26 protein-coding genes and 1 riboswitch are annotated in these 22,502 nt (G+C 38.8%); of the genes, 12 read left to right on the forward strand and 14 right to left on the reverse strand.

Going from position 1 to position 22,502, the window contains the following annotated elements; genetic code table 11:
- Positions 1 to 3 precede the first annotated feature (3 nt).
- Positions 4 to 990, forward strand: a complete 987-nt coding sequence (locus tag IGI44_RS16850) for a polyprenyl synthetase family protein (RefSeq protein WP_438789103.1) — start codon at positions 4 to 6, stop codon at positions 988 to 990.
- Positions 991 to 1,034: 44 nt separating this feature from the next.
- Here IGI44_RS16850 and IGI44_RS16855 read toward each other — a convergent pair whose 3' ends face one another.
- The 7 genes from IGI44_RS16855 to IGI44_RS16885 form a co-directional block, all read right to left on the reverse strand.
- Positions 1,035 to 1,388: a DUF1634 domain-containing protein gene (locus IGI44_RS16855; protein WP_438789104.1), complete on the reverse strand. Its 354-nt coding sequence runs from the start codon at positions 1,386 to 1,388 to the stop codon at positions 1,035 to 1,037.
- On the reverse strand, positions 1,388 to 2,236 hold the full coding sequence (locus tag IGI44_RS16860) for a sulfite exporter TauE/SafE family protein (RefSeq protein WP_438789105.1): 849 nt from the start codon (positions 2,234 to 2,236) through the stop codon (positions 1,388 to 1,390). The genes IGI44_RS16855 and IGI44_RS16860 overlap by 1 nt, the downstream gene beginning before the upstream one ends.
- Positions 2,237 to 2,338: 102 nt before the next feature.
- Positions 2,339 to 3,919 (reverse strand): phosphatase PAP2/LCP family protein, encoded by a 1,581-nt coding sequence (locus IGI44_RS16865; protein ID WP_438789106.1) that lies wholly within the window; start codon positions 3,917 to 3,919, stop codon positions 2,339 to 2,341.
- Positions 3,920 to 3,933: 14 nt separating this feature from the next.
- Positions 3,934 to 5,073 carry an FtsW/RodA/SpoVE family cell cycle protein gene (locus IGI44_RS16870; protein WP_438789107.1) on the reverse strand — a complete coding sequence of 380 codons (1,140 nt, stop codon included), beginning with the start codon at positions 5,071 to 5,073 and terminating at the stop codon, positions 3,934 to 3,936.
- A complete protein-coding gene (locus IGI44_RS16875; protein WP_438789108.1) occupies positions 5,054 to 6,193 on the reverse strand; it encodes an FtsW/RodA/SpoVE family cell cycle protein in 1,140 nt (379 codons plus the stop codon). The genes IGI44_RS16870 and IGI44_RS16875 overlap by 20 nt, the downstream gene beginning before the upstream one ends.
- Positions 6,194 to 6,306: 113 nt before the next feature.
- Positions 6,307 to 6,475, reverse strand: a riboswitch (M-box (ykoK) riboswitch).
- Between the two features lie 242 nt (positions 6,476 to 6,717).
- The gene (locus IGI44_RS16880) at positions 6,718 to 7,452 is read right to left on the reverse strand and encodes an alpha/beta hydrolase (RefSeq protein ID WP_438789109.1); all 735 of its coding nucleotides are present in this window, start codon (positions 7,450 to 7,452) and stop codon (positions 6,718 to 6,720) included.
- Entirely contained in the window at positions 7,453 to 8,088 is a 636-nt protein-coding gene (locus tag IGI44_RS16885; protein ID WP_438789110.1) for a pentapeptide repeat-containing protein, read from the reverse strand. It abuts the gene before it with no gap.
- Between the two features lie 237 nt (positions 8,089 to 8,325).
- Between IGI44_RS16885 and lepB the strand changes: the two genes are divergently transcribed.
- Positions 8,326 to 8,895, forward strand: a complete 570-nt coding sequence (gene lepB, locus IGI44_RS16890) for a signal peptidase I (RefSeq protein ID WP_438789111.1) — start codon at positions 8,326 to 8,328, stop codon at positions 8,893 to 8,895.
- A gap of 59 nt (positions 8,896 to 8,954) precedes the next feature.
- Here the strand turns inward: lepB and IGI44_RS16895 are convergent, their stop codons facing one another.
- The 4 genes from IGI44_RS16895 to IGI44_RS16910 all read right to left on the reverse strand — a co-directional run bounded on the left by IGI44_RS16895 (position 8,955) and on the right by IGI44_RS16910 (position 12,148).
- The gene (locus tag IGI44_RS16895) at positions 8,955 to 9,374 is read right to left on the reverse strand and encodes a hypothetical protein (RefSeq protein ID WP_438789112.1); all 420 of its coding nucleotides are present in this window, start codon (positions 9,372 to 9,374) and stop codon (positions 8,955 to 8,957) included.
- Between the two features lie 2 nt (positions 9,375 to 9,376).
- The gene (locus IGI44_RS16900; RefSeq protein WP_438789113.1) at positions 9,377 to 10,675 is read right to left on the reverse strand and encodes a Y-family DNA polymerase; all 1,299 of its coding nucleotides are present in this window, start codon (positions 10,673 to 10,675) and stop codon (positions 9,377 to 9,379) included.
- A 198-nt stretch (positions 10,676 to 10,873) separates the two neighbouring features.
- The gene (locus tag IGI44_RS16905; RefSeq protein ID WP_438789114.1) at positions 10,874 to 11,818 is read right to left on the reverse strand and encodes a permease prefix domain 1-containing protein; all 945 of its coding nucleotides are present in this window, start codon (positions 11,816 to 11,818) and stop codon (positions 10,874 to 10,876) included.
- Positions 11,819 to 11,821: 3 nt separating this feature from the next.
- Complete coding sequence (locus IGI44_RS16910; protein ID WP_438789115.1) at positions 11,822 to 12,148, reverse strand: PadR family transcriptional regulator; 327 nt, start codon at positions 12,146 to 12,148, stop codon at positions 11,822 to 11,824.
- 238 nt (positions 12,149 to 12,386) lie between these two features.
- Between IGI44_RS16910 and IGI44_RS16915 the strand changes: the two genes are divergently transcribed.
- Positions 12,387 to 13,493 carry an NAD(P)/FAD-dependent oxidoreductase gene (locus tag IGI44_RS16915; protein WP_438789116.1) on the forward strand — a complete coding sequence of 369 codons (1,107 nt, stop codon included), beginning with the start codon at positions 12,387 to 12,389 and terminating at the stop codon, positions 13,491 to 13,493.
- Between the two features lie 18 nt (positions 13,494 to 13,511).
- On the opposite strand, the gene IGI44_RS16920 is transcribed toward IGI44_RS16915, so the two are convergent.
- The 3 genes from IGI44_RS16920 to IGI44_RS16930 form a co-directional block, all read right to left on the reverse strand.
- Complete coding sequence (locus IGI44_RS16920) at positions 13,512 to 14,075, reverse strand: YdeI/OmpD-associated family protein (protein ID WP_438789117.1); 564 nt, start codon at positions 14,073 to 14,075, stop codon at positions 13,512 to 13,514.
- Position 14,076: 1 nt separating this feature from the next.
- Entirely contained in the window at positions 14,077 to 14,778 is a 702-nt protein-coding gene (deoC, locus tag IGI44_RS16925) for a deoxyribose-phosphate aldolase (RefSeq protein WP_438789118.1), read from the reverse strand.
- Between the two features lie 160 nt (positions 14,779 to 14,938).
- On the reverse strand, positions 14,939 to 15,844 hold the full coding sequence (locus IGI44_RS16930) for an AraC family ligand binding domain-containing protein (RefSeq protein WP_438789119.1): 906 nt from the start codon (positions 15,842 to 15,844) through the stop codon (positions 14,939 to 14,941).
- Between the two features lie 159 nt (positions 15,845 to 16,003).
- Between IGI44_RS16930 and IGI44_RS16935 the strand changes: the two genes are divergently transcribed.
- From IGI44_RS16935 to rarD, 9 genes are all read left to right on the forward strand, one after another.
- Positions 16,004 to 16,210: a hypothetical protein gene (locus tag IGI44_RS16935; RefSeq protein WP_438789120.1), complete on the forward strand. Its 207-nt coding sequence runs from the start codon at positions 16,004 to 16,006 to the stop codon at positions 16,208 to 16,210.
- Positions 16,211 to 16,955: 745 nt separating this feature from the next.
- Complete coding sequence (locus tag IGI44_RS16940) at positions 16,956 to 17,999, forward strand: aldose epimerase family protein (protein ID WP_438789121.1); 1,044 nt, start codon at positions 16,956 to 16,958, stop codon at positions 17,997 to 17,999.
- Positions 17,989 to 19,158 (forward strand): galactokinase, encoded by a 1,170-nt coding sequence (locus tag IGI44_RS16945; protein ID WP_438789122.1) that lies wholly within the window; start codon positions 17,989 to 17,991, stop codon positions 19,156 to 19,158. The genes IGI44_RS16940 and IGI44_RS16945 overlap by 11 nt, the downstream gene beginning before the upstream one ends.
- A gap of 113 nt (positions 19,159 to 19,271) precedes the next feature.
- Positions 19,272 to 19,457 carry a hypothetical protein gene (locus IGI44_RS16950; protein ID WP_438789123.1) on the forward strand — a complete coding sequence of 62 codons (186 nt, stop codon included), beginning with the start codon at positions 19,272 to 19,274 and terminating at the stop codon, positions 19,455 to 19,457.
- Positions 19,458 to 19,489: 32 nt separating this feature from the next.
- Positions 19,490 to 19,945: a GNAT family N-acetyltransferase gene (locus tag IGI44_RS16955; protein ID WP_438789124.1), complete on the forward strand. Its 456-nt coding sequence runs from the start codon at positions 19,490 to 19,492 to the stop codon at positions 19,943 to 19,945.
- Positions 19,946 to 20,046: 101 nt separating this feature from the next.
- Complete coding sequence (locus IGI44_RS16960) at positions 20,047 to 20,304, forward strand: hypothetical protein (RefSeq protein WP_438790288.1); 258 nt, start codon at positions 20,047 to 20,049, stop codon at positions 20,302 to 20,304.
- A gap of 217 nt (positions 20,305 to 20,521) precedes the next feature.
- A complete protein-coding gene (locus IGI44_RS16965) occupies positions 20,522 to 21,166 on the forward strand; it encodes a hypothetical protein (protein ID WP_438789125.1) in 645 nt (214 codons plus the stop codon).
- 110 nt (positions 21,167 to 21,276) lie between these two features.
- On the forward strand, positions 21,277 to 21,450 hold the full coding sequence (locus IGI44_RS16970) for a hypothetical protein (RefSeq protein ID WP_438789126.1): 174 nt from the start codon (positions 21,277 to 21,279) through the stop codon (positions 21,448 to 21,450).
- A 111-nt stretch (positions 21,451 to 21,561) separates the two neighbouring features.
- Complete coding sequence (rarD, locus tag IGI44_RS16975; RefSeq protein ID WP_438789127.1) at positions 21,562 to 22,452, forward strand: EamA family transporter RarD; 891 nt, start codon at positions 21,562 to 21,564, stop codon at positions 22,450 to 22,452.
- Positions 22,453 to 22,502: the final 50 nt, after the last annotated feature.

Raw genomic sequence — 22,502 nt, forward strand, 5'->3', positions numbered from 1 at the left:
AAAATGAAACTTCACTCCATGTGGCAAGATTATCCGGATCTTGCCAAACAACTGACCACTACGCTCCATTTAATGGAAGACGTGGTGAAATTAAAAAATAAAAAGGTTGAATCTGCTGTGTTGGATATGATCCACGCAGGCGGCAAACTATTGCGCCCTGCTTATCAGCTTTTATTTGCTCAGTTCGGGCCAGACCAAGACGAAAAAAAAGCTACTGCATTAGCGGCTTCGATCGAAATGCTTCACACAGCTACTCTAATTCATGATGATATCGTGGATGAATCTGAATTACGGCGCGGATTACCAACGATTCGTTCTACCTTTGGTAACGATACCGCCGTTTATGCTGGTGATTATTTGTTTATTTGCTGTTTTAAATTATTGTCCGATTACTCAACGTCGTTAAAAAGCTTGCAGCTGAATTCTCGCAGTATGGAAAAAATTCTCGATGGTGAATTGGGTCAAATGGATGACCGCTACAAACTTGATCAAACCGTGGATGAATACTTAGAAAACATTTCAGGAAAAACAGCTGAGCTTTTTGCCCTGAGCTGTTCTGTCGGTGCCTTTGAAAGCGGCAATAGTGAACGCTTTGCCAAAAAAGCTGGTCTGATTGGACAAAATATCGGCATTGCTTTCCAGATCATGGATGATTTATTGGATTATCAAGCAGATGCTGCAACATTAGGTAAACCGGTCTTAGAGGACGTTCGCCAAGGCGTTTATTCCCTGCCGTTGATTTATGCACTCAATCAAGATAATAGTCAATTACGTCCTTACTTAGAAAAACAAAAGCACATGACCGCTGAAGATACTCTGAAAGTTCAGCAATTGGTTACAGAATCAGGTGGTGTGGACTACGCGAAGCAGCTAGCAACAGAGTATACTGAGCAAGCACTAAAGGATATCCGAAAATTACCTGAGAACTATTTCAACACAAAAGAAAATTTAGAGCGCTTGACCACTCAGATATTAACACGAAAAAGTTAAAAAAAATCCGACCAACAAGTGTTGTTGATCGGATTTTTTACTATTTATTTTTCAACCAAACCAAGACTCATCCCAATCACTAAAATAACCAGAACAATCAGGGTAATTATGACATACAGATAATCCTTTTCCTTCCCAAAAGCAAAAATCGATACCACAACTCGCAATACTGGGGTCAAAATCAGACAAAACAGCCCTAGCACAATAAACGCTTCCCCATTCAACTGAAGTATCCCGTTAAAAATCAACTCTAAGCTACTCGGTACTTGGTTAGTCGTTGGTTGGAAAAATAATAGAACCATTCCTATCAGTATAATTACGGCAGAGACAATGACCCCGATCCTTAAAATGTAACCAATGGAGCGCTCAATCTTCAACATTTCTTCCTTGTTGTCCATTAGATGATCACCCCGAATCCACGAAGGACCATTTGAAGTCCCATAAACAATAAAATTGGAATAAAGATCATTCGAATTACCATTGGTTTTAATCGTGTCATGATCCGAGAGCCAATGGTTGCCCCGACTAACACACCTAAAGCTAACGGCGCTGCGATTTGCGGTAAGATCGCCCCACTGAAAAAGTAAACCATCGCGGAAGCCGCAGCGGTCACACCCATCATTAAATTACTCGTAGCACTTGATGGCTTTAAAGGTATTTTCATGATGGTGTCCATCGCCGTTACCTTAAAAACACCACTACCGATACCCAAAAGACCTGAAGCAATTCCAGCGCCAAACATCATAGCAAACCCGCCCGGCACTTTTTCTACCTGATAGTCAATTTGCTTCTCCAGCACCTTATCATAGTATGAACCATTCAGTTTCAACTTTTCAGCCAACGAATCCCCCGCCGATTTGATAATTGTTTTATCTGTTTTACCTCGTAATTTCTGAATCATATTCATCACGGAAAACAGCAAAAAACCGCCAAATAGAATGAACAAGAATCCTGTAGGGACAATCCCCGAAAGCAATGCCCCAACGATCGCACCAATCGTTGTAGCAATTTCTAAAAACATCGCTACCCTTAAATTCAACATATCATCCTTCAAATATGCAATTGTTGCACCAGAGCTTGTTGCAATGACACAGACAATGCTGGCAGCAATCGCATATTGAATGTCTAATCCCATGACTAACGTCAAAAAAGGCGTTAAAATAATTCCTCCGCCGATCCCTAAGATCGACCCTAGTATGCCAGCTAATACACCGACCACAAGTAATATTCCTATCTGACTAAGCATAATTTCCCGCCTTTCTTCTGCTATTATAGCGCAACTATTTTTTAGCCAGAAAGGATAGACCACCCTATTTAAAAATCAAATAGATGAAATCAATAAAATAAATCATTGCCCACTTTCCTCTAAAACTAATTGTTTGTGCAAAAGCTTTTTCACACGATTTAATTCTTCCTGAGGTATGCGTTGATACGAAATCCCCTCTTCCCCAGTAAAACCATCACCTGTAAAACCTTCCCCCTGAATCTGTTGACTATCGATCTCTGACAAGCAAGAATGATAGCCGGTCAAAATGGTTTGCATTTGATTGAACGTCAGATCTGTTTTCCCATTTTCTCCAATGCCATCTAATATTTTCTGATAACTAAAAATACTTTTGGTCGAAAGCAGCTTATTGATCAACAATTCCATCACTTCTCGTTGCCTTCCTTGTCGACCATAATCTCCAGTTGGATCTTCGTAACGCATCCGAGAATACTGTAACGCTTCCCAACCATTTAAATGCTGTTTTCCTTTGGGATAATCAATTCCTTCAGCTGAAAAAGCAAAAGCATTGTCGACTGTGACCCCTCCGACCGCATCCACCAAGGTCTGCAATCCGTCCATATTGACTGAGACATAATGATGGATCGGAATAGACAAAAATTTTTCAACCGTGTCCATCATCATCTCCGGTCCGCCGATTGAATGTGCGTGATTGATCTTGTCCTCATAATCAGCACCCGCGATTTCCACAAAGGAATCTCGAGGAATACTTACTAGCGTTGTTTGCTTTGTTTGATTATTCAACGTAGCCACCATAATCGTATTTGCTCGAAAGTCGGTTTTTCTTTTCGCATCATTTGCAATCCCTAAAATTAAAATACTCATGGGTTCGGAAGCTTCTGGTGCTTTTTTCTGGCTACTTCTTTCAATGGGAGAATACATAGAATTGATTGTTTTTTGTGAACTATGATAAAGTTTCATTGCAAAAACACTCAATCCTGAGACAAGCACCACTAAAATTGCCAAGAGGACCAACAGCACCTTTTGCCACCTTGCGAATCGATTTTTTTTAGTTCCTTCTACATTCATTTGTCGCAAATATGGGTAAAAAAGTCCTGCTGTTCCAAGTGTAATTGCAATACCCAAAAAGAGACCGACGATGATGTCGCTAATATAATGAACCCCTAAATAAATTCTGCCACCTGCAATTGTGATCAGTAAGAAAATTAGTATCACCTTTACCATTAGCGGCGGTTTCTTCTCAATAAAATAATAAATTAGCATTACAGAACAAATAAACGTCATGATCAAAAGTGAATGCCCGCTAGGAAAGCTATAGGAGGAGCGTGAAATATACTGTATTTGATCCGGACGTGATCGCTGGATAAGCTGTTTCAATAAATAACCTATTCCACTTACAAAAATCAGATTGCCAAGGCACCAAACAGTCAACGTGTTAAGCCTTCTCCGCAGAAGAATAATACCTATTACACCAAATGTTCCTACCATCGGGCCAATTGTAGCAAATTTGGCAATTGCGCCCGCAAACGTTGTTACAGCAAAAATATCAGGTAATCGATACTGAATAAATAAATGATCTAAATGACTCAGCCATGGTGCATTCAGGATGACTGCCATGGTAAATAAAAATACTATAAGCAATGCGCCTGCACTACTTAGAAGAAAGGTCTTTCGCATATTCATATTTGTTTCTCCATTCAATTTTTCTTAAACCCCATCATGATTCCAAAACCGATACCTAGAACAATTAAGGAAGTTCCCCCTTGACTCAAGATTGGCAATGGGATACCAGTTAGTGGCAAAATACCAATCGCTGCACCGATATTTTCAAAAACTTGGAACAGTAGACTAAAAACAAATGCCGCAGCAATATATAAATTGGCTTTATTGTTGGTTTTGATTGCCGCGGAAAGGATTTGATAAAATAAATAGAAATATAGAAAAATAACCATTGTTCCACCGATAAATCCGAACCCTTCCCCAATGACTGTAAAAATCATGTCCGATTCACGAACAGGTACATAAACAGAGCTTTGTCCTGCACCACGTCCGACTAATCCGCCTGAACCGATCGCATAAAGACTTTGTACTTGTTGATACGCAATGGAATCTCGATACTGAAAGGGATCGACCCACGCTCGAACTCGATCTAATTGATAGGTTTTAAAATGTAGCCAATAAAGCAGCTTATTCCCCCATTCACTAAACACCAAAACTAATAATGTACTTCCTAAAGCGGTAACTGCTCCAGTGATTGAGAGAAGAATTTTCCAATGGACACCAGAAATAACAAATAGCGCACCTAAGATAGCGATAAACACTAAACTTGTACCAAAATCACGTTGCATGAACATTAGTAAAAACGTTGGTAAACTATATAATAAAATTTTCCCAATATAGCGCAGATCATTCCTTAAGCTTTGTTGTGTATGTGCCATTTCGTCGATTAAGGTTAGTCGAACCATGAAGAGAATAAAACTAAGCTTCATTAATTCTGAAGGCTGAAAAGAAAACCCTCCGATTCGTAGCCACCGTCTCGTATTTGTCACTGCAAACATAGCCGGGTCATGAAACCAATACAAAAGAGCCATCAATCCCAGTGAAAGAACATAAAAATGTGGCGCATATTTTAATAGATAAGCCGTTTTTATTCGACTCACTATTCCCATCGCAGCTAATGAAAGCAGACAAAAAAGAATCTGTTTGACCACCACACTTTTCACATCGACACCATCAAGTCCAGCTGCTAATGATTGAACGCCGATACTAATTAAGTAGAATAAGAAAAGCGGTAAAAAGAGAGAATAATTAAATTCGTTACTCAATCGTTTCATCATGCGTTCGGACCTCCGAAGATAGTTTTAAACAGATACCCAGAGCGGCAGAAAGAATCAAGTAGCTGGTTCCACCATAACTAATAAAAGGCAAAGGAACACCTGTCATGGGTATCAAACCCAAAATACTCGAAATATTGATACTCGTTTGGAGCAAAAGTAAACTTCCCACGCCGAAATAAATCAAACTAACTTGCTGATTTACTTCCTTCGATGCCAGAACAAATAAACGAAGGGCAATCAGAAAAAGTAACGCTAAAACGAGTAATCCAACAATTACACCTAATTCTTCAACCAAAATCGAATAAACGAAATCCGTTTCGGCGACTGGAAGGTAGCCTTTTTTGGTAATACTATTTCCTAATCCTCGTCCGAAAAATCCCCCATTATAAAGGGCGTAGTAGGAATTACTCATTTGAAATCCTTTCCCATAGGGATCTAAAAATGGATCTCTAACTAATCGAATACGGTCATACGTGTGAGCGAATAGTTCAGGCAACAGATGATGACTCCCTAAAAAAAGAATCATTCCTCCTATCACAGCAATACCTAGGAAAATCGTTAAAAAGAGAATCACTGACAATTGATAGGGCAATTGCGCAGTAGTTATAATTACCAAAGCGATCCCCCAGATAATGATCGCACCTGTGACCTTTGGTTGGAGTAAAATCAACAATCCACTAAGCAAGACAAGTCCACCGGGAACCAGCATTTCATGTCTTGTCCGTTTTATTCGGAAAAAGTAAGCTAAATAAAGAATTAATGCCACATTTGTCACTTCCGAAGGCTGGAATTGGATTCCTAATATAGACACCCACCTCTGTGCACCATTGATGCTGACGCCCGCTATTTTTGCCAGTAGCAGACTAACTAATCCGATCGCTAGCAATCCTTTTGCTAGTATTCCCTTTGTCAAAACATGACTTTTTACATGAAAAATGAACGCAATAAGCAACCAACTCAGCCCCATAAAAATCGCTTGCTTACTAAATAATGTTAACGGATTCTCACCCTCTGCCATCAAGCGATAAGAACTCGCACTGAAAACAATTAAAAGACCGATTAGACTAACTCCCAAATAAGGTAGTAACAATAGCCAATCGATCTTTTTTCTTTTTAGCATGTATATCTCTCCCTTCATCAAGTAATTGTTTGAGACGAGAGAGTCCACAGTAAATAACCTAAAAAAACACCAAACGTTAGCAAAAAAATACTAACAAGTTTGGTGTCTCACACAATCAATCTCATCGTCTGAGTTTTAGCACTAAACAACGTAAAGAATTACTTCTTAGCTATTTTATGAAAAGCCTTAATCCGACAATTCCTATTTTACACATTGGCGTCTTTCGACGTTTCTGCGCAATAGCCTATATTTGTTTAGGAGCCTCACCTAACAAGTTTACTTATATTTACTTTCACAAAGAATACTACTTTTTTTATCCGTAAATAGCAAAAAAAATCGTCATACTTCAGATTATCTTTAAAATCGCTTATAAAATACTTTACTAAAAATTCACTAGAAATAATAATTTTTTTATGGTATTTAACCCGAGGAACAATAAAAAAGGAACTGCGATAAAGGTCTTATCACAGTTCCTTTTTCCGAATAAACGGTGCTCCAGAAGTTGCTTCTTCGGAAATTCCTTCTTATTTCTTAAAGCTGATCGCTTCTGGCACAACCTTTTCTTTAAATATTCTGTCCAACCAGTCCTGATAAACTTCCAACTGTTCTAGTGTATGGAAAAAATGTTCCCCGTCTTCAAAAACTGTCATTGAACTATTGGATGCTTTTAAAAATTTTTCAATTGTTGTCCTCGAAGTCAAGTTATCTTTTCCGCCATAAAGAATTTTTGTTGGAGCTGTCCAATTAATCGGGTGTTTAACAACATAATTGTAGTAATTCCACTCCAATGTCTTGATTGGTGTTTCGATTATTTTATCCCTTTGCAGATCAATAGGCGTCAATCCCGACCAAAACAGCATATTTTCAATTAATTGCTGCATGTCAACAATCGGAGAAAGGAATAGACATTGTTCAATTGGTTTATTCTGACACGCCAACATACCAAAATAAGCGCCAATACTGCAGCCAAATAACGAAAGTTTCTTTGTTTGCTTCTCCAGCTCAAGTAAAATTTTAGTTGCATCGGCTACGACATTTTGTGGATTTAACGGATAACTAGACCCTTTTCGTTCACCATGTTCTGGCAGATCGAAGCTCCAAACCTGATAGCCATTTGCCTCGGCTGCTTCTGCTAACAATTGGATAACAGTATCCTCTTTGTGGGATTGGTCGCCATGAAAAGCTAGGATTGCTTGCTCACTTGGTTCTCCCCAGCAGACAACCGGGATTCCTTGAATATTTTTTTGTTCACGTTTCATTTATGCCTCCTCAATTTGCAGGCCTAGTCCAGCCGCAATCGTTATAGCTTGATAAGAATTGACTTTTAATCCCTTTAATTGTTCCATCGAAAAAGCAATTTTGTGAAATTGATTGGTGGTAAAATCTAAGCCAGATAATTTTGTCCGCATCCAGTTACTATTATCCAAATCATTCTTAGTCAAAAATAAATGCTTCCAAGTGACCTCAAAGAACTCACTATCCGTCATTTGACAATTCTCGAAAGCCACATTCTTCAAATTCGTGGCACTGTATGAACCAAAATTGATTACACAATCCTTAAACTGACAATCTCGTAAATAGCTCTCCGCAAAATTACAGCCGGTCAGTTTGCAGCTTTCAAAAATTACTTGATGAAAGCTGCCGCCAATCCATTCCAGATTTGAAAAATCACAATTTTTGAAGACAACATTGCTCGCTTCAAAACGATACAGTTTAGTCCGCTGCATCGTGATTTTTTCTAAAATCGAACGCCGCAGTACTAAATTTTCACAGGTTAAATAGCTATAATCAACATCAATCCCATGTACATCTTCAATGGTCGCCTCATCTTCTAAATAGAAATCCTCAGAAAAAATCTTCGGCAAAATCGGTGGTGCAGGATAATTCTTTTTCATTGTCTTGCTCCTTGTTCAGAGTTATTGTAGTTCATTTTTAATTAAGCGGTTATTACGTGTCTGTCATTTTGCACATCTTTAAAGTATTTAACTATACTGCTCTTTTTTAAATATCGTATTCTAAGTTTCCCATAATCACTCAAATTTCTCTACCCTTAATCAACTTTTAACCAAATTGGAGGTTAAGAGGAGCTTTTTGTTTTGAAGAATGATAAAATCTAGCAATGAGGTGACCCTATGAATAAAATAATCAAAGAATGGCTTCCCGTAGTCATTATCATAGCTTTAATATTTTTAGCAAGGATGTTTGTTTTCTCCCCAGTAAAGGTTGAAGGACATTCGATGGATCCAACGCTTCACGACAATCAACGTTTAATCACATCTAAAATATCCAATCTAAAACGACAGGATATTATTACTACGAAAGAACCTGACAATCAAAATTTGTATGTGGTGAAACGGATCATCGGCTTACCTGGAGATCATGTTGAAATGAAAAATAATGTTCTCACGATCAACGGCAAAGAATATGCTGAACCTTATCTGGATGATTTCAAAGAAAAATTCAAAAAAGATAAGCTTTTTGAGGAGTATTCCTATAATTCTGCTTTCCAAGAACAGGCAGCCAATGCTAAAAGTTTTACAAATGACTTTGAAGTAACGGTTCCTAAAAATCAGTATTTCGTCTTAGGCGATAACCGTTTAATCTCTAAAGACAGTCGGATTTTTGGCTTCGTTGACAAATCTACGATTCAAGGAAAAGTTGTTTTACGCTTTTGGCCGTTAAATGAAATCAAATTATTTTAGTTATCATTTGAAAAACCATGACGTTTTTTAGCGTCATGGTTTTTTGTGGAAATCAGTCTTTATTTAGTAATCTCTTGATTCAGAATTTTCTTTGGACCTAAAATTTCAACATGGTGAATTTGCTCAATCGCTAAATGAACTGCGCCTCGCTCCTCTACATTTAAATAGATTTGTTCTTCTCTTTGTCCAATGAGCCTTCCCACTAAATCATCCAAATAGTTTCCCTCATCGTCCAAGGCCTCCAGTTGAACAGCAATTCGCTTATTTTGCAAATACGCCTGCTGCAGAACCTCACCAATTTCTTCCAAGGTCATCTGTTCTTTCTCGACATTAATGTGATTTCGTGCTTTTGACTCTTTATTCAATACGGCTGTATGATCCGAAAGATAAAAACCGATCCACTTTATCATCCCGCGATCCTGATAAACCTGCTTGGCCTCCATGAATAGGCGTTCTGCACTTTCATCGTCGTAGATCATAACTAATCCATTCCTTCCATTCCACCCGCATGGCCACCGACTAAGCCGGCTCGCTTAATTGCTGTTGCACCCTCATTTAACGAATGTGCTCGTACAATTGAACTGAATTTGTAGCGACTGCGAATTTGTGCAATGACTTCATCAATTTTTTCTTGTTTGATTGATTGATCAGGGTCTTCAAACAAATTTAATTGCAAATTTCCGGCTGGACGTAAAGAAGATACCGTAATGGAAATATTGCGAACTTCAGAATGGTCCCAGTATTTTTCAAACAACGCAAAAGCTACTTTTGTCAGTTCGCGAGCTTGATAGGTCGGCGGAATTTTCAACTGGTGATGAAAGCCTCCGCGTTTTCCACTGCCAAAATACGCATAGGCAATCCCTAAGTGCAGGGTTCCCCCTAATACATCTTTTTTACGTAATCGTTGCGCCACCTGTTCGCAGATTTCAGCGATAACAGTTAGAATATCACCTTTATGAGCATAATTTTTTGGTAAAACCTGTGAGTTGCCAATTGATTTTTCCTTAGTAGGATACAAGTCCTTTTGCGAAAGAACGGAACGATCAATCCCCCAAGCATGCATGTAATGTTGCATCCCCATTACTCCAAATTGATTTTTCAGAACAAACGGATCAGTATGGGCCAAATCACCCATGGTATACATGCCCATCATTTGATAGCGGCGCTCCATCCGATTGCCGATTCCGCAAAAATCGCTTAAGCGAAGCGGCCAAATTTTCTCAGGTACATCCTGGTAATGCCATTGAGCAAACCGCTCTTTAGTATGCTTGGCCTCATTATCCATCGCGATTTTGGCTAATAAAGGATTGTCCCCCATTCCTAATGAGGTATAAATCCCCACCTTCTCAATAATTTCCTCCTGAATCTGCTTGCCAACTTCCGCCGAACTTTTACCAAATAATTTCCAACTGTGGGTCAAATCACCAAATTGTTCGTCGATGCTATATGTATGAATGTCCTCTTCTGCCATGTACGAACGAAAAATCTCCTGAATGCGCATGTGGTATTGAATATAGAGCGTCATTCGCGGCGGCACGATATGAAGATTGGGATGGTTCGGAATTTCAAAGCCCCGACTAACATTGCTGATGCCTAGAACTTTTTTTGCCATTGGGCTTGCCGCTAGAACCAACCCCTCATTCTCGCGATCCCCACTCATCACAACTAATAGATCGTTCAACGGATCTAAGTTATGCTCAATACACTCCACACTGGCATAAAAGCTTTTGGAGTCCATACAGAAAACATCTCTGACAGGTTCTCCCTCGTAAATGTTCATCAAACCACCTCCTAAAAAAAGCAAACGTATGTTCGTTTTAAGTTTAAGTTTAATTTGATTTTTTGTCAATCATTTACTAATAAAGATTCAGTTAGAAAAATGTCCTAATAAACACCGCGTAAAATAAGATGACAACCTAAAAAGACGTTCTGAGCAACTTGTTATGCTCAGAACGTCTTTCAACTTATAAAACCTATGCTACTTTTTTACGAAAATGGCCTCCACGACACTATAGAAAATACCGGCCATTACAAAAATCATCCAACTCATTCCCCACGATCCAGTCATGAAGGACCAGCCAAAGTAAATCATCACAACAATCGGCCAATAAACTCTTTCAAGTAAATGCTTGGTACGCGCTGCATCACCATACTTAGCTTGCATCGCATTCGGTCCCAACTCATCCTCGTCAGCAATAAAATACTTTTCTTTGATAAATTTATCAAAGCTGCTGTAAATGATACTGCCGTAAATAATCAGGAAAACTCCGATCGCTAAAAATAGAAACATGAAGGGCATTCCATATTCAGCATAAGTGAACATTTGGAAAAAGAAAAGTGGAGAGACACTTAATACACATAAACAAATACCAAAGACGAGACTTATTTGAAAACTTTTTTGATAACCTTGCTTCAATTTTTGTGCTTCCATATTCAGATGTGCCGGAATATAACGATCATTCAACATTCGGTTATTTTTAGAAAATTGCATTCCATTATAAATAATAACCCCAACACTAATCGCTATAGTAACAAAGAATAATAGTAGCCCCAGCATTTCAGCACCATAAACACTTAATCCGATTAATGCCCCCACAGCTAGCAGGCAGCCGCTAATTCCTAGACTCAATCCTCTCGCATCTTTTCTACGATTGGTTAGATAGTCATACATTTCCTCTTCTTCAATCCCGTTCTCTGGTTCCCTTTCACGCGTCGCGAATTCTAATTCCTCCCGCAGCTCGTCGATAGAGCCAAACTCGCTAATGACCTGCCCAATTGCTTCATGCTCGCTTTTTCCTTCATCTAATAAAGCCAGATAATGATCTTCCATTATCGTTAAAATTTCTTGTTTTGCGCGTAAGACCTCTTTTGTCTTCGGAAACTCTAGAAATAAGGTCTCCACATAATTTTTGATAGTATCCATTTTTTACCCTTCTTTCATAAATCGGTTCACAACTTTTTTGGTTTGCTTCCATTCGTCTCGTTTCTCTTTTAAAAAAGCCAGACCTTTATCAGTAATATGATAGTACGTTCGTTTTTTTCCATGGGTAATTTCTCCTGGATAAGAATGGATATAGCCGTTTTTTTCTAAGCGGTTGAACGCCGAGTAGAGCGTCGTTTCTTTAATGACATAGATTTCCTCACTAACAGCTCGGATCTTTTGGGAAACCTCATAGCCATAAGAATCGCCATCCTTCAACACGGACAAAATGATGACGTCATTGTACCCGCGAATCCCATCGCTCGAAATCATTTTGCCACCTCCTGAAATTACTTCATCTGTCGTTGTAATCATTGTACGACAATTACTACGACAGGTAAAGTAAAATATTTTAGTTTTATAGAGAAATAGCTTTATTTAAATGGATTTGATTACCAAAAAGGCGATTTGATACTATTTTCACATAAAATATCCCAAAAGCATTTTTCGCAAACTAGTGATATGATCATATGGTCAAGTCCATTTAAGATAGAAAAGGAATTTAAACTCTATGAGAAAAATCGCAATTATTGGCGGGGGCATCATTGGAATGACGCTCGCAAATTATGTAGAACAAAAAAAATATCAAGTCACCATATTTGATGAACCAACAGGACAGGCCACCAAAGCCAGTGCAGGGATCATCTCACCTTGGTTATCCAAACGTCGAAACAAACAATGGTATCGATTAGCAAAAGATGGTGCTTCTTTCTTCCCAAAATTGATCCAAGATTTCCAATTAGATCACACGATTTATCAGCAATCCGGCACGTTGCTTTTACGTCCCGACAAACAATTAGTCGAACTGCAAAGACTAGCTGAAGAACGTAAAAAAAGCGCACCAGAAATCGGTACAATTGAACAGCTTTCTGGAGAACAAACGCAGCAAGAATTACCCTTATTAAAACCATTGCCTGCTCTGAAAATCAGTGGCGGCGGCCGTTTAGATGGAAAAGCCTATTTGCTTCGGATGCGTAAACTTGCAGAAGCAAAAAATGTGACGTTTATTTCCCAACGTGTTCAATTAACAGATGAAAAAACAGTCAGCTACGGTGAAAATAAAGCAACCTTTGATCAAATTATCTTAACTGTCGGCCCTCATTTGAAGGACTTGTTGGCACCTTTAGGTTATCAAGTGGATTTGCGTCCACAAAAAGGACAGCTCTTGGTTTTTGAAACAGCCTTTAAGACCAGCGGTGATTTCCCTGTTGCCATGCTGGATGGTGAAGCCGATTTAATTCCTTTCCAAAATGGCAAAATCTTACTAGGAGCGACTCACGAAAATGAAGCCGCTTGGGACTTGTCAGAAACTCCAGAAGCCTTTGCGCAACTTACGAATAGTGCTCGTGAGTTCCTGTTTGAACCCGAGAAGCTATTAGCTGCACCTTTTCATTATCGCGTCGGCACCCGCGCGTATACTTCTGATTTTGCTCCCTTCTTTGGTGAGTTGACGGATCAACTGCTGGTTGCCAGTGGGCTTGGCTCCTCAGGATTGACTACTGGTCCCTATATTGGCTATTTATTAGCCCAGTATCTGAACACTGGAGAAGCCGACTGGCAAAATTATCAAAAAGAATTGTCGACTTATATCAAACACGATAAAACGCTGGAATCTTAAATTGATTCCAGCGTTTCGTTACATTGGTCTTAAGTTTTTTTCTAGGCGGTCCATCATCCACGCGAGCCGTTTGCTTCTTCCAGCGTCTGTTTTGGCATCAAAATAGGCACGCGTATAGGTTTTTCTGACAGACGGCGGCATATTTTCAAAATTCTTTGAGGCCTCCGCATTTTCCTTCAATAACGTCGCGACTTCCGCAATTTGTTCCTCCGTAATCGCCGATGGTTTGGTGGCATTCGCCCATTGACCATTTTGCTTGGCCTCTGTAATTTTTTCACGCCCTAGATCGGTCATTAACCCTTGCTGTTCCAGTTTATTTACGATTTTTTTATTTTTTTCAGACCATTTGCTATTTTTACGTCGTGCAGCGAAATATTTGAGATACGAATCATCATCGACCTTTTTCATTACCCCATCAATCCAGCCAAAACACAGGGCTTCTTCCAATGCTTCGCCAGCTTTTAAAGTCTTTACTTGCTTCGTTTTGCCAAAGACCAGCCAAACACCACCACTAGTTGTTGCATTTTCCGTGAGCCACCTGCGAAAATCTGCTCGTTTTTCAAAAAGTAAGTTTTCTTCCATATTATTTATCTAACCCTAAAACGACTGGTGTTGATTTGAAGCCGATACCCATGCGGTCGATGCCCATATCGATCAACTCTAAGAAATGCTCCCGCGTGCGAATTCCCCCACTGCCTTTGATCTTGATTCGTCCTTTACATTGATCCATCATGATCTGAATTACCTCGTTGGTCGCTCCTTTGCTTTCATAACCAGTAATAAAACCGGTACTTGTTTTAACGAAATCAGCATTCGCTGCTATCGCACATTCACAGGCTTGACGAATTTGCTCTTCGGTTAACGTATCCGTCTCAAAAATTACCTTCACAGCTGTATCATGTGCATGACAAGTCTCCACGATTACCTTCAGCTCTTTGGTAACATCATCATATTTCCCGCTGCGAATCCAGCCAAAATTTGCGACGATATCTAATTCAAAAATATCTTCACGCTGACAATACATTTCTGCTTGAATCACTTTAGAAGCCGTTGTACTCGTTCCAAACGGGAAATCACAAACAACACAAATCTTAGTGTCCGTTCCTTTGGTCATTTCTGCTGCAATATCCAACGAAGCTGGATTCACGCAAACCGTTGCACAGTGGTAATCAATTCCTTCTTGAATGTATTGACGAATCTCTGCTTCCGTAAAATCTGGCTTCAGCACCGACTGATCAATGTACGCACCAAGCTCCTCAATAGTCATTTCACTTGCTTTTTTCATGGTTGGATCCCTCCCATTCATTTTTTCCATGTTTGTCATACATTCTAACAATTCTAAAAGTGATCGGATTCACAAAAATAAACAATTTATGTCAAAAAAAATTCTATACTTATATATTTAAGTATAGAATAACACCTCTTTTTTGTAAACGTTCTCTTGTCTAAGTGGCTCGGTTTATCACCGCTTGTTTTTCCAATTGATTGGTTAGCTCACTTAGCGAAACATTTTTAAAGTTTTCATTTTTCATTCGCTTGCGGTAAGCAGTGGCCGTTTCACCAGTCAATTTTTTAAACATCCGACTAAAAACAACAAGACTATTGAAGCCAACTTGTTCGGCAATACTTTCGACGGTTTCATCTGTCATGGAGAGTAGAAACGCTGCTCGGTTAATCCGTACTCCTAACAGATAATCTTTGATACTAATATCCATGTGGTTTCGAAAGACTCGCGATAGATGACTGCGATTGACTGCTAACTGATGCGCAATTTCTTCAACAGTTAAATGCTCCGCATAATGAGCCTCGATATACTCAACAGTCGCCACCGCCAATGGGGAATAAACTTTTTTATTCCCTAAATGACTCCTTCCCCCATCTTCTAATAGCGTAGCTAAAAAGCGATAGGTCAATTCATTTAAATGCAGTTCACACGTTAACGTATTCTCAGCAAAGGGCAAGCAAGCCAAGATTGTCTCAATATATTTTTGCGTATCTGAAGAGACCATCGTGTATTGTTCCTTTTTAAATTGCGAATGCCGAATAATCTCATCCGCGGCCGAACCGCCAAAAGAGAGCCAGCCATACATCCAAGGATCTTCTCCATCAGCTAAATAGAAGGTCGACTCCCCTGGACGAATCAAAAATAGATCCCCTTTTTTCAAATGGTAGTGCTGATTTTTGACCTGATAGGTTCCCTTCCCTTCCATGACAATATGCAAGGTATAATTCTGTCGAATCGCCGGTCCAAAAGCATGAAAAGGCAACGTTTTTGAAATGCCACAATAATCAAAATGGAGATCAGTTTTCAATTGACGTTGTTCCTTTTTTAAAAAAATTGCCTGCTCCATTACATGCTCCTCCATTTCTGATTTCATTCTAAATTATACATGAAAATCCCCCATTTTTTTGCTTGTATTCAAAACTATTGGTGAATGAATCAATCACTCCTGCTTTCATGCTATGCTAAAATCAAAAAGCTTTCTTGAACCAAGAAAGGAATGATTTTTTTGAAAACGAGTCTAAAGGAACTTGCTCAAGCGATTCTACTCTGTCTAATCGTCCCTAGCACCTTGCTCTTGCAAAAAAACAATCCCTTCATTGATTATGACCTCTCTTACCGGGAAATTTTTCTGTTATTCTTGATTGTTATGATGCCGGTTCTGTTTATCTGGCTGCTAAAGGAGCTTTGGAAAATTTATCGAAGAAAATGGTAACAGTTTCCCTTTGCTAGTTTCATATCGTGGTATGTATAAAGTATCTGTATCTTGAAGTTATTTCTATCTTATGAATAAGGAAGGATCAGTTGTTGATTTCAATTATTTTTCTTTTGTTAGTTTTCTACTACTTTTACTTAGCGAAAAAATCCAGTACCTTAACCCGCTACGCAAAAACCCAAAAAATCGGCGGACTACTTTCCAAGCTCACACTATTCGTTCCGCTAGTCACAGCTGGAATTTTCAGCCTGATTTTATGACTGTTTTATCCGGTCACTTAACGGAAAGAAGTTCCCAGGCAGTGATTTTGCTTGTCTTATGGTTACTACTGACAAACCACTATGCATGGATTTTGAGAATAGACCATTTGTATTACAAGTTTTTACAACTGCTATCTGCCCGTTTATTGTTATTGTCCTGATAACACGGTTGGAAAGGTATGATTTATTTATGATTATGCTGGTAATTTTTCTTTCATTCTAGGTTTATGCGCCTTGCTCCTCTTTTATCTTAGCGATTCTTGTAGAAGACCTGCTCATTAGCGGGTCTTTTTATCTATTATTGGTTAAAAATGCAACAAAAAGTTAAATACTCGTCACAGAAATACGTTTGAAAGAAAGCGATTTCTTGTTACATTAAACTCAAGGGTGAATGCTGAAACTTTAGTCCTTGTCACTGAATCAATAAATCGCTAAACTTAGTAGGACATGACAAATTTACTATTACAAAAAAGTGAGGTTTTTATATGCAAATTACAAAAAAAGATTTCGGCAAAGACTATCAATTAATCACGATCGAAAATGAATCCGGTTTCCACCTGTCGGTAACTGATCTAGGCGCACGCATCGTCAGCCTTGGACGTGACAAAGAACTAATTTTAGCCTTTGATTCAGCTGAGGAATATCTAGAAAAGGATGCCTTTATCGGCGCATCAATCGGTCGAACGGCTGGTCGAATCGAAAATGGCCGCTTCACACTTGACGGGAAAGCTTATCAAGTAGCCATTGACCCTGAAACCGGTCATTCCTTACACGGCGGCAAACCTGGCTTTGAAACAAAAAAATGGGACTACACGATCGAAAATGGCGATCAGGAGGCATCCGTTATTTTCACAACGACTAGCCCGAATGGTGAACATGGTTTCCCTGGCAATTTGAGAGTCGAGGTTCGTCACACCCTGACGAATGAAAATGTTTGGCGTGTGACTACAAAAGCGGTCAGCGATCAGACAACTTTGTTTAATCCAACCAATCACGTGTATTTCAACCTGACAGGTGATGCTACCCAAGCAATCGACGAACACAAGCTCTGGTTAAATAGTGACTCTGTCGCTGTTCTTCGCCCAGATACCATTCCTACTGGCGAAATCATGAATGTCACTGATACACCATTTGATTTTCAAACGGAAACAACTTTGACTGACCTCTTCGCTAGTGATTTCGAACAAAAAAATCTATGTAATGGTTTGGACCACCCCTTCTTCTTAAAAGAAAGCGACTTGAACAAACCTGCAGCGACACTAACTAGCCCGGATGGAAGTGTTGAACTAATTGTTTCAACAGATTCTTCCAGTGTTGTTATCTTCACTGCTAACTTTGGTGAGGACGGACCGATGATGCAAGGAAAAAAACTCGCTCACCACGGCGGCATTACCTTTGAAACACAAATTGCTCCCGGAGCAGAACAGTTTCCTGAATTTGGCTCGATCACCCTACCTGCAAACGAACCATTTGAAACAATTACTGACTATAAAATAATCTTGAAAGAAGCGAATACTCATGGAAATTAAACGCGAATTAAATACAAAATTTGCTGAGATTTTTGGACCAAAAGAAACGACCCAATACTTTTCACCTGGACGGATCAATCTGATTGGTGAACATACTGATTACAATGGCGGTCACGTCTTCCCTGCTTCCATCACTTACGGTACCTATGGTGTAGCGGCTCCGCGAGAAGACAAGAAAGTTTTGGTTTATTCCACTAACTTTGAAGATATTGGTGTCATCACCTTTGATGTCGATCAATTAGACTACGATAAAAAAGATAACTGGGCCAACTATGCAAAGGGCATGGTTTTAAAACTGAAGGATGCTGGTCATGAAATCGAGCATGGCTTTGAACTATTGGTCGAAGGAACGATTCCAAATGGTGCCGGACTATCCAGCAGTGCTTCCTTAGAATTATTGGTCGGTGTGGTTTTAGAAGATTTGTTTGATTTAAAGACCGATCGGCTTGAACTAGTTCAAACAGGAAAAAAAGTCGAAAATGAATTTATTGGCGTTAACTCAGGAATTATGGATCAATTTGCTATCGGCTTCGGTGATGTTGATCAAGCAATTTTGTTGGATACTAATACACTAAAATATGAAATGGTTCCAGTGAAGCTGGATGGGTATGCGGTTGTCATCATGAATACCAACAAACGTCGCGAACTGGCCGATTCCAAGTACAATGAACGTCGCAGCGAATGTGAGGAAGCACTTGCTCGTCTACAAAGGAAACTGGACATTCAAGCATTAGGCGATCTGGATGAAGCCACCTTCGAAGCAAATATTGATCTGATCGGTGACGACACCTTGATTCGCCGGGCGCGCCATGCGGTGACTGAAAACCAACGGACATTAGAGGCAAAAGCGGAATTAGAAAAGGGCAATTTAGAAGCCTTTGGAAAATTATTGAATGCCTCTCACTATTCGCTTCGTCACGATTACGAGGTAACGGGGATCGAATTAGACACCTTAGTTGATGCGGCACAAGCACAAGACGGTGTCCTTGGTGCCCGAATGACTGGTGCCGGCTTTGGTGGTTGCGCGATCGCGGTCGTAAAAGAAGAAACAATCCCAACCTTCAAAAACAAGGTCTATGATAAATACATGGAGATCGTTGGATACGCTCCGGACTTCTATGTCGCTCATATTGGCAGCGGAACGACTAAGATTGGATAACCCTTAAATAACGAACGCCTCTATCTATGTTGGATAGAGGCGTTTTAGTCTATCAAAAAAACTTTGCCATCAAATTATCTCTAGTCTACAATGATGGAAAAGGAGCATTTTCCATGGCAAACAAACGATCTCTTTTTGAAAAAAAGCGTGTTTATATTCCCTTAGCGATAGTTCTTGGTATTTTAGGGTTCAGTCCGATGCTCGTTTCCTTATTGGGTGTCAAATCAGAGGATAAATTAAATAAGGACTATTACTCAAACGCAAAAGAACCGCTTTTTAAATCAGCTGATAAAAACTGATCTTTATTACTATGAAGAATTAGGAGCTTATTATGATTCAATTGCTTGAAACGATCACTGACACGGACTTAGAAGTACTTGCCTCTATTTGGTTAAAGAGTAACTTAGAGGCGCACGTTTTTATTGACCAAAATTATTGGCTCGAAAATTATCAGACAGTCAAAGAGACCCTTCCAACTGCTGAACTTTATGCCTATTATCATAACGACAAAATCGTCGGCTTTCTTGGACTAATTGATACGTATGTCGCTGGAATCTTTGTGTTAAGTGACTACCGATCATTAGGCATCGGTGGACAATTAGTAGCGAAAATAAAAGCAAAGCACTCGAAATTAACCTTGTCCGTCTATCAAAAAAATGAGCGGGCTGTTCAATTTTATTTGAAGCAAGATTTTAAAATTCTTCAAGAACAAAAAGAGCCTGAAACAAATGAAATGGAATTTTTGATGGAATGGACGGCTAAAGCACCAGAACTTACAAGGGAGTAAACCTTATGCTGATTTTTTTATTTTATTGTTTTATTTTCTTTCTATCCATTCTCTTTTTTGTTTGCAGCTTTCAGTTTGCCCATCAAAAATGGTGAACGCTTATTGCTGGTTATAACAATCTGACTGAAAAACAAAAACAACTAGTTGATTTTAAGACCATCAGTAAAATAGCTAGCAGATGTGCCTTTGCTGGCGGGATCTATATGATAGTTATCGCTATTTTTCTTTATTTGATATTGAACGCCGCAACAAAGAGCTCGTTGGCGATTGTTCTATTTGCAGTTCCCTCTTTACTGTTTTTTATCTATCTTATTAGCGCTGTTTTAAAATCGGAAAAATACTATAAAATTGAAGAATAGCAATTTTAATAATTACTTTATTATTGGAAAGTATTTCGAATACTTGCTTGGCAATTGGAAAGCTATTTGTGAAATTACTTTCTCTTTTATTTCGCTACTCTCATTTTCAGATCCCTTTTCGATACATTTTGTGCTTAGATATATTGTTTTTATCTATCTTGGTTGAAATCATTGAGAATACTTCAAATTATTAAAAAAATTAGATTGGAGAAGAAATTTGATCAAAGCTTATTATGTTTTTCAAAACGCTAGTAAGAATGTAATTCGAACTTCAGGAATGACCCTGTCCTGTATTCTAATTTTGTTGCTTGCTTTTTTGTCATATTTCTTTTTGAACATGCATTTATTTATCTCTCATTGGTATACTTACACAGTTAATGAAGCTGCTTCCATGGGATCGATAGGTATTGCAAATCTTATTTCCCCAAGTGGAATGTTTCTGACTTTTTTTAAGTTTATTTCGTTGTTGATTGCGATTCTTTTTTTTATCAATACCGTCAGTGGGATTCGCAGATTATTTTTTCAGCTAGCAAATGATCAACGACCCTCTTTTCTAACCATGAGTTTTATTGGTGAAACAACAGAATGGATTAGTCTCGAGTTTGCTCTTCAAGCGGTATATGTCTCATTCACTTTACTATTGGGTGGTTTATTAATTGCTGACTTTACTTTTGGAAAGTTTTTAACTGATTTACTTTCCATTGGTGCTTTCAAAGGAATCGTTCACTCCTTTAGATCGGAGTATCGAATTTCGATAGTCGTTCTCATACTAAGTAGTCTATATACCGGCCTCCGTGTTTTCTTTTTTGTCAGAAAATACTTATTCTCCTTTTTTGATAACTTTAAAATCCTACACATTTAACCCCATTTTCAAAGACTTTCACTTTACTTTTGGTGAAAGCAGCTCCTCCCAGTTCGTTGTTTTGACGGAGATCCTATAAAAGAATATACTCCCCTAAAGAGGTGATCCTCATGAAACCGAAAAGCTTCAATAATATGTACACTTATCTAGCTCTTTCTTATCTGTTTGTCTCACTTTTCTTTGCCTTTCAATCAGGAACAATCTTAAAATTAGCAAGCTTCTTCTTTATGATTTCTTTTGGTATTAATGCCTTCAAAGCAATCAAAGAAGCACAAGATCGGTAATTTAATCTTAAACAGTGTTCTCTTTAATGATCATCAAATCCTAATTTTTCAAATTCTCTCTTAATGATTTGTGTTAAAATAATAAAACACGATTCAATCAAGGAGGTACGGATGAAAAAGGATTCAGGGTTAATTTATGGATTTAGTGCATATATTCTTTGGGGTATTCTTCCGCTTTATTGGAAATTATTAGGCGGTGTCGGCTCTATTGATATTTTGTTTTATCGAATCATTTGGTCGTTGGTTTTTATGTTGCTTTATATGACGGTATTACAAAAAATGTCCACCTTCATTCAAGAAGTCAAAGCACTTTTAAAAAATCGAAAAAATGTTCTTGCCGTTATTATGGCAGCGATCTTTGTCTCACTAAATTGGGGAATCTTCATTTATACGGTATCGGTTGGGCAGGTTCAGCAAGCAAGTCTGGGCTACTATATCAACCCATTGCTAAATGTTTTAGCCGGCGCTTTATACTTAAAAGAGCCTCTATCAAAACAAGCCAAATTGGCAAGCCTGTCCGCGTTGACCGGAGTTGTTTTATTGACGATCCAAACCGGTGTTTTTCCCTTTAATTCGCTTTTTCTCGCAGCTAGCTTTTGCTTATATGGTTTAACAAAAAAACAATTAAAACTAAGTTCTGCGACTAGCATTACTTTAGAAACATTAATCATCGCGCCAATCGGCCTGATTTATTTATTTTTCCTTTCACCGGTTGGCTTCATGAATTACTCATTGAGCACGAATCTACTATTAATGGGTGCTGGAGTGGTGACTGCGATCCCTCTGCTGCTCTTTGCAACAGCTGTTAAAAAAATGTCCTATATTACGTTAGGTTTCATCCAGTACGTGAACCCGACAATTATGCTGGTGATGGCAGTTTTTCTATTCCATGAGCCCTACGCCTTGCCTCAATTTATTGCCTTTGCCTTTATTTGGCTGGGTATTCTGATTTTTGTTGCAGGAAATGTCATTCAAGTACGAAAAAAAAGGCTTCGTCCATAGTGGCAAAGCCTTTTTTCAACTCTACGTGCATTTTTGAAACCAAATGGACT

The organism is Enterococcus sp. DIV0756, assembly GCF_051710745.1.
In the GTDB taxonomy this organism is placed as follows: domain Bacteria; phylum Bacillota; class Bacilli; order Lactobacillales; family Enterococcaceae; genus Enterococcus_A.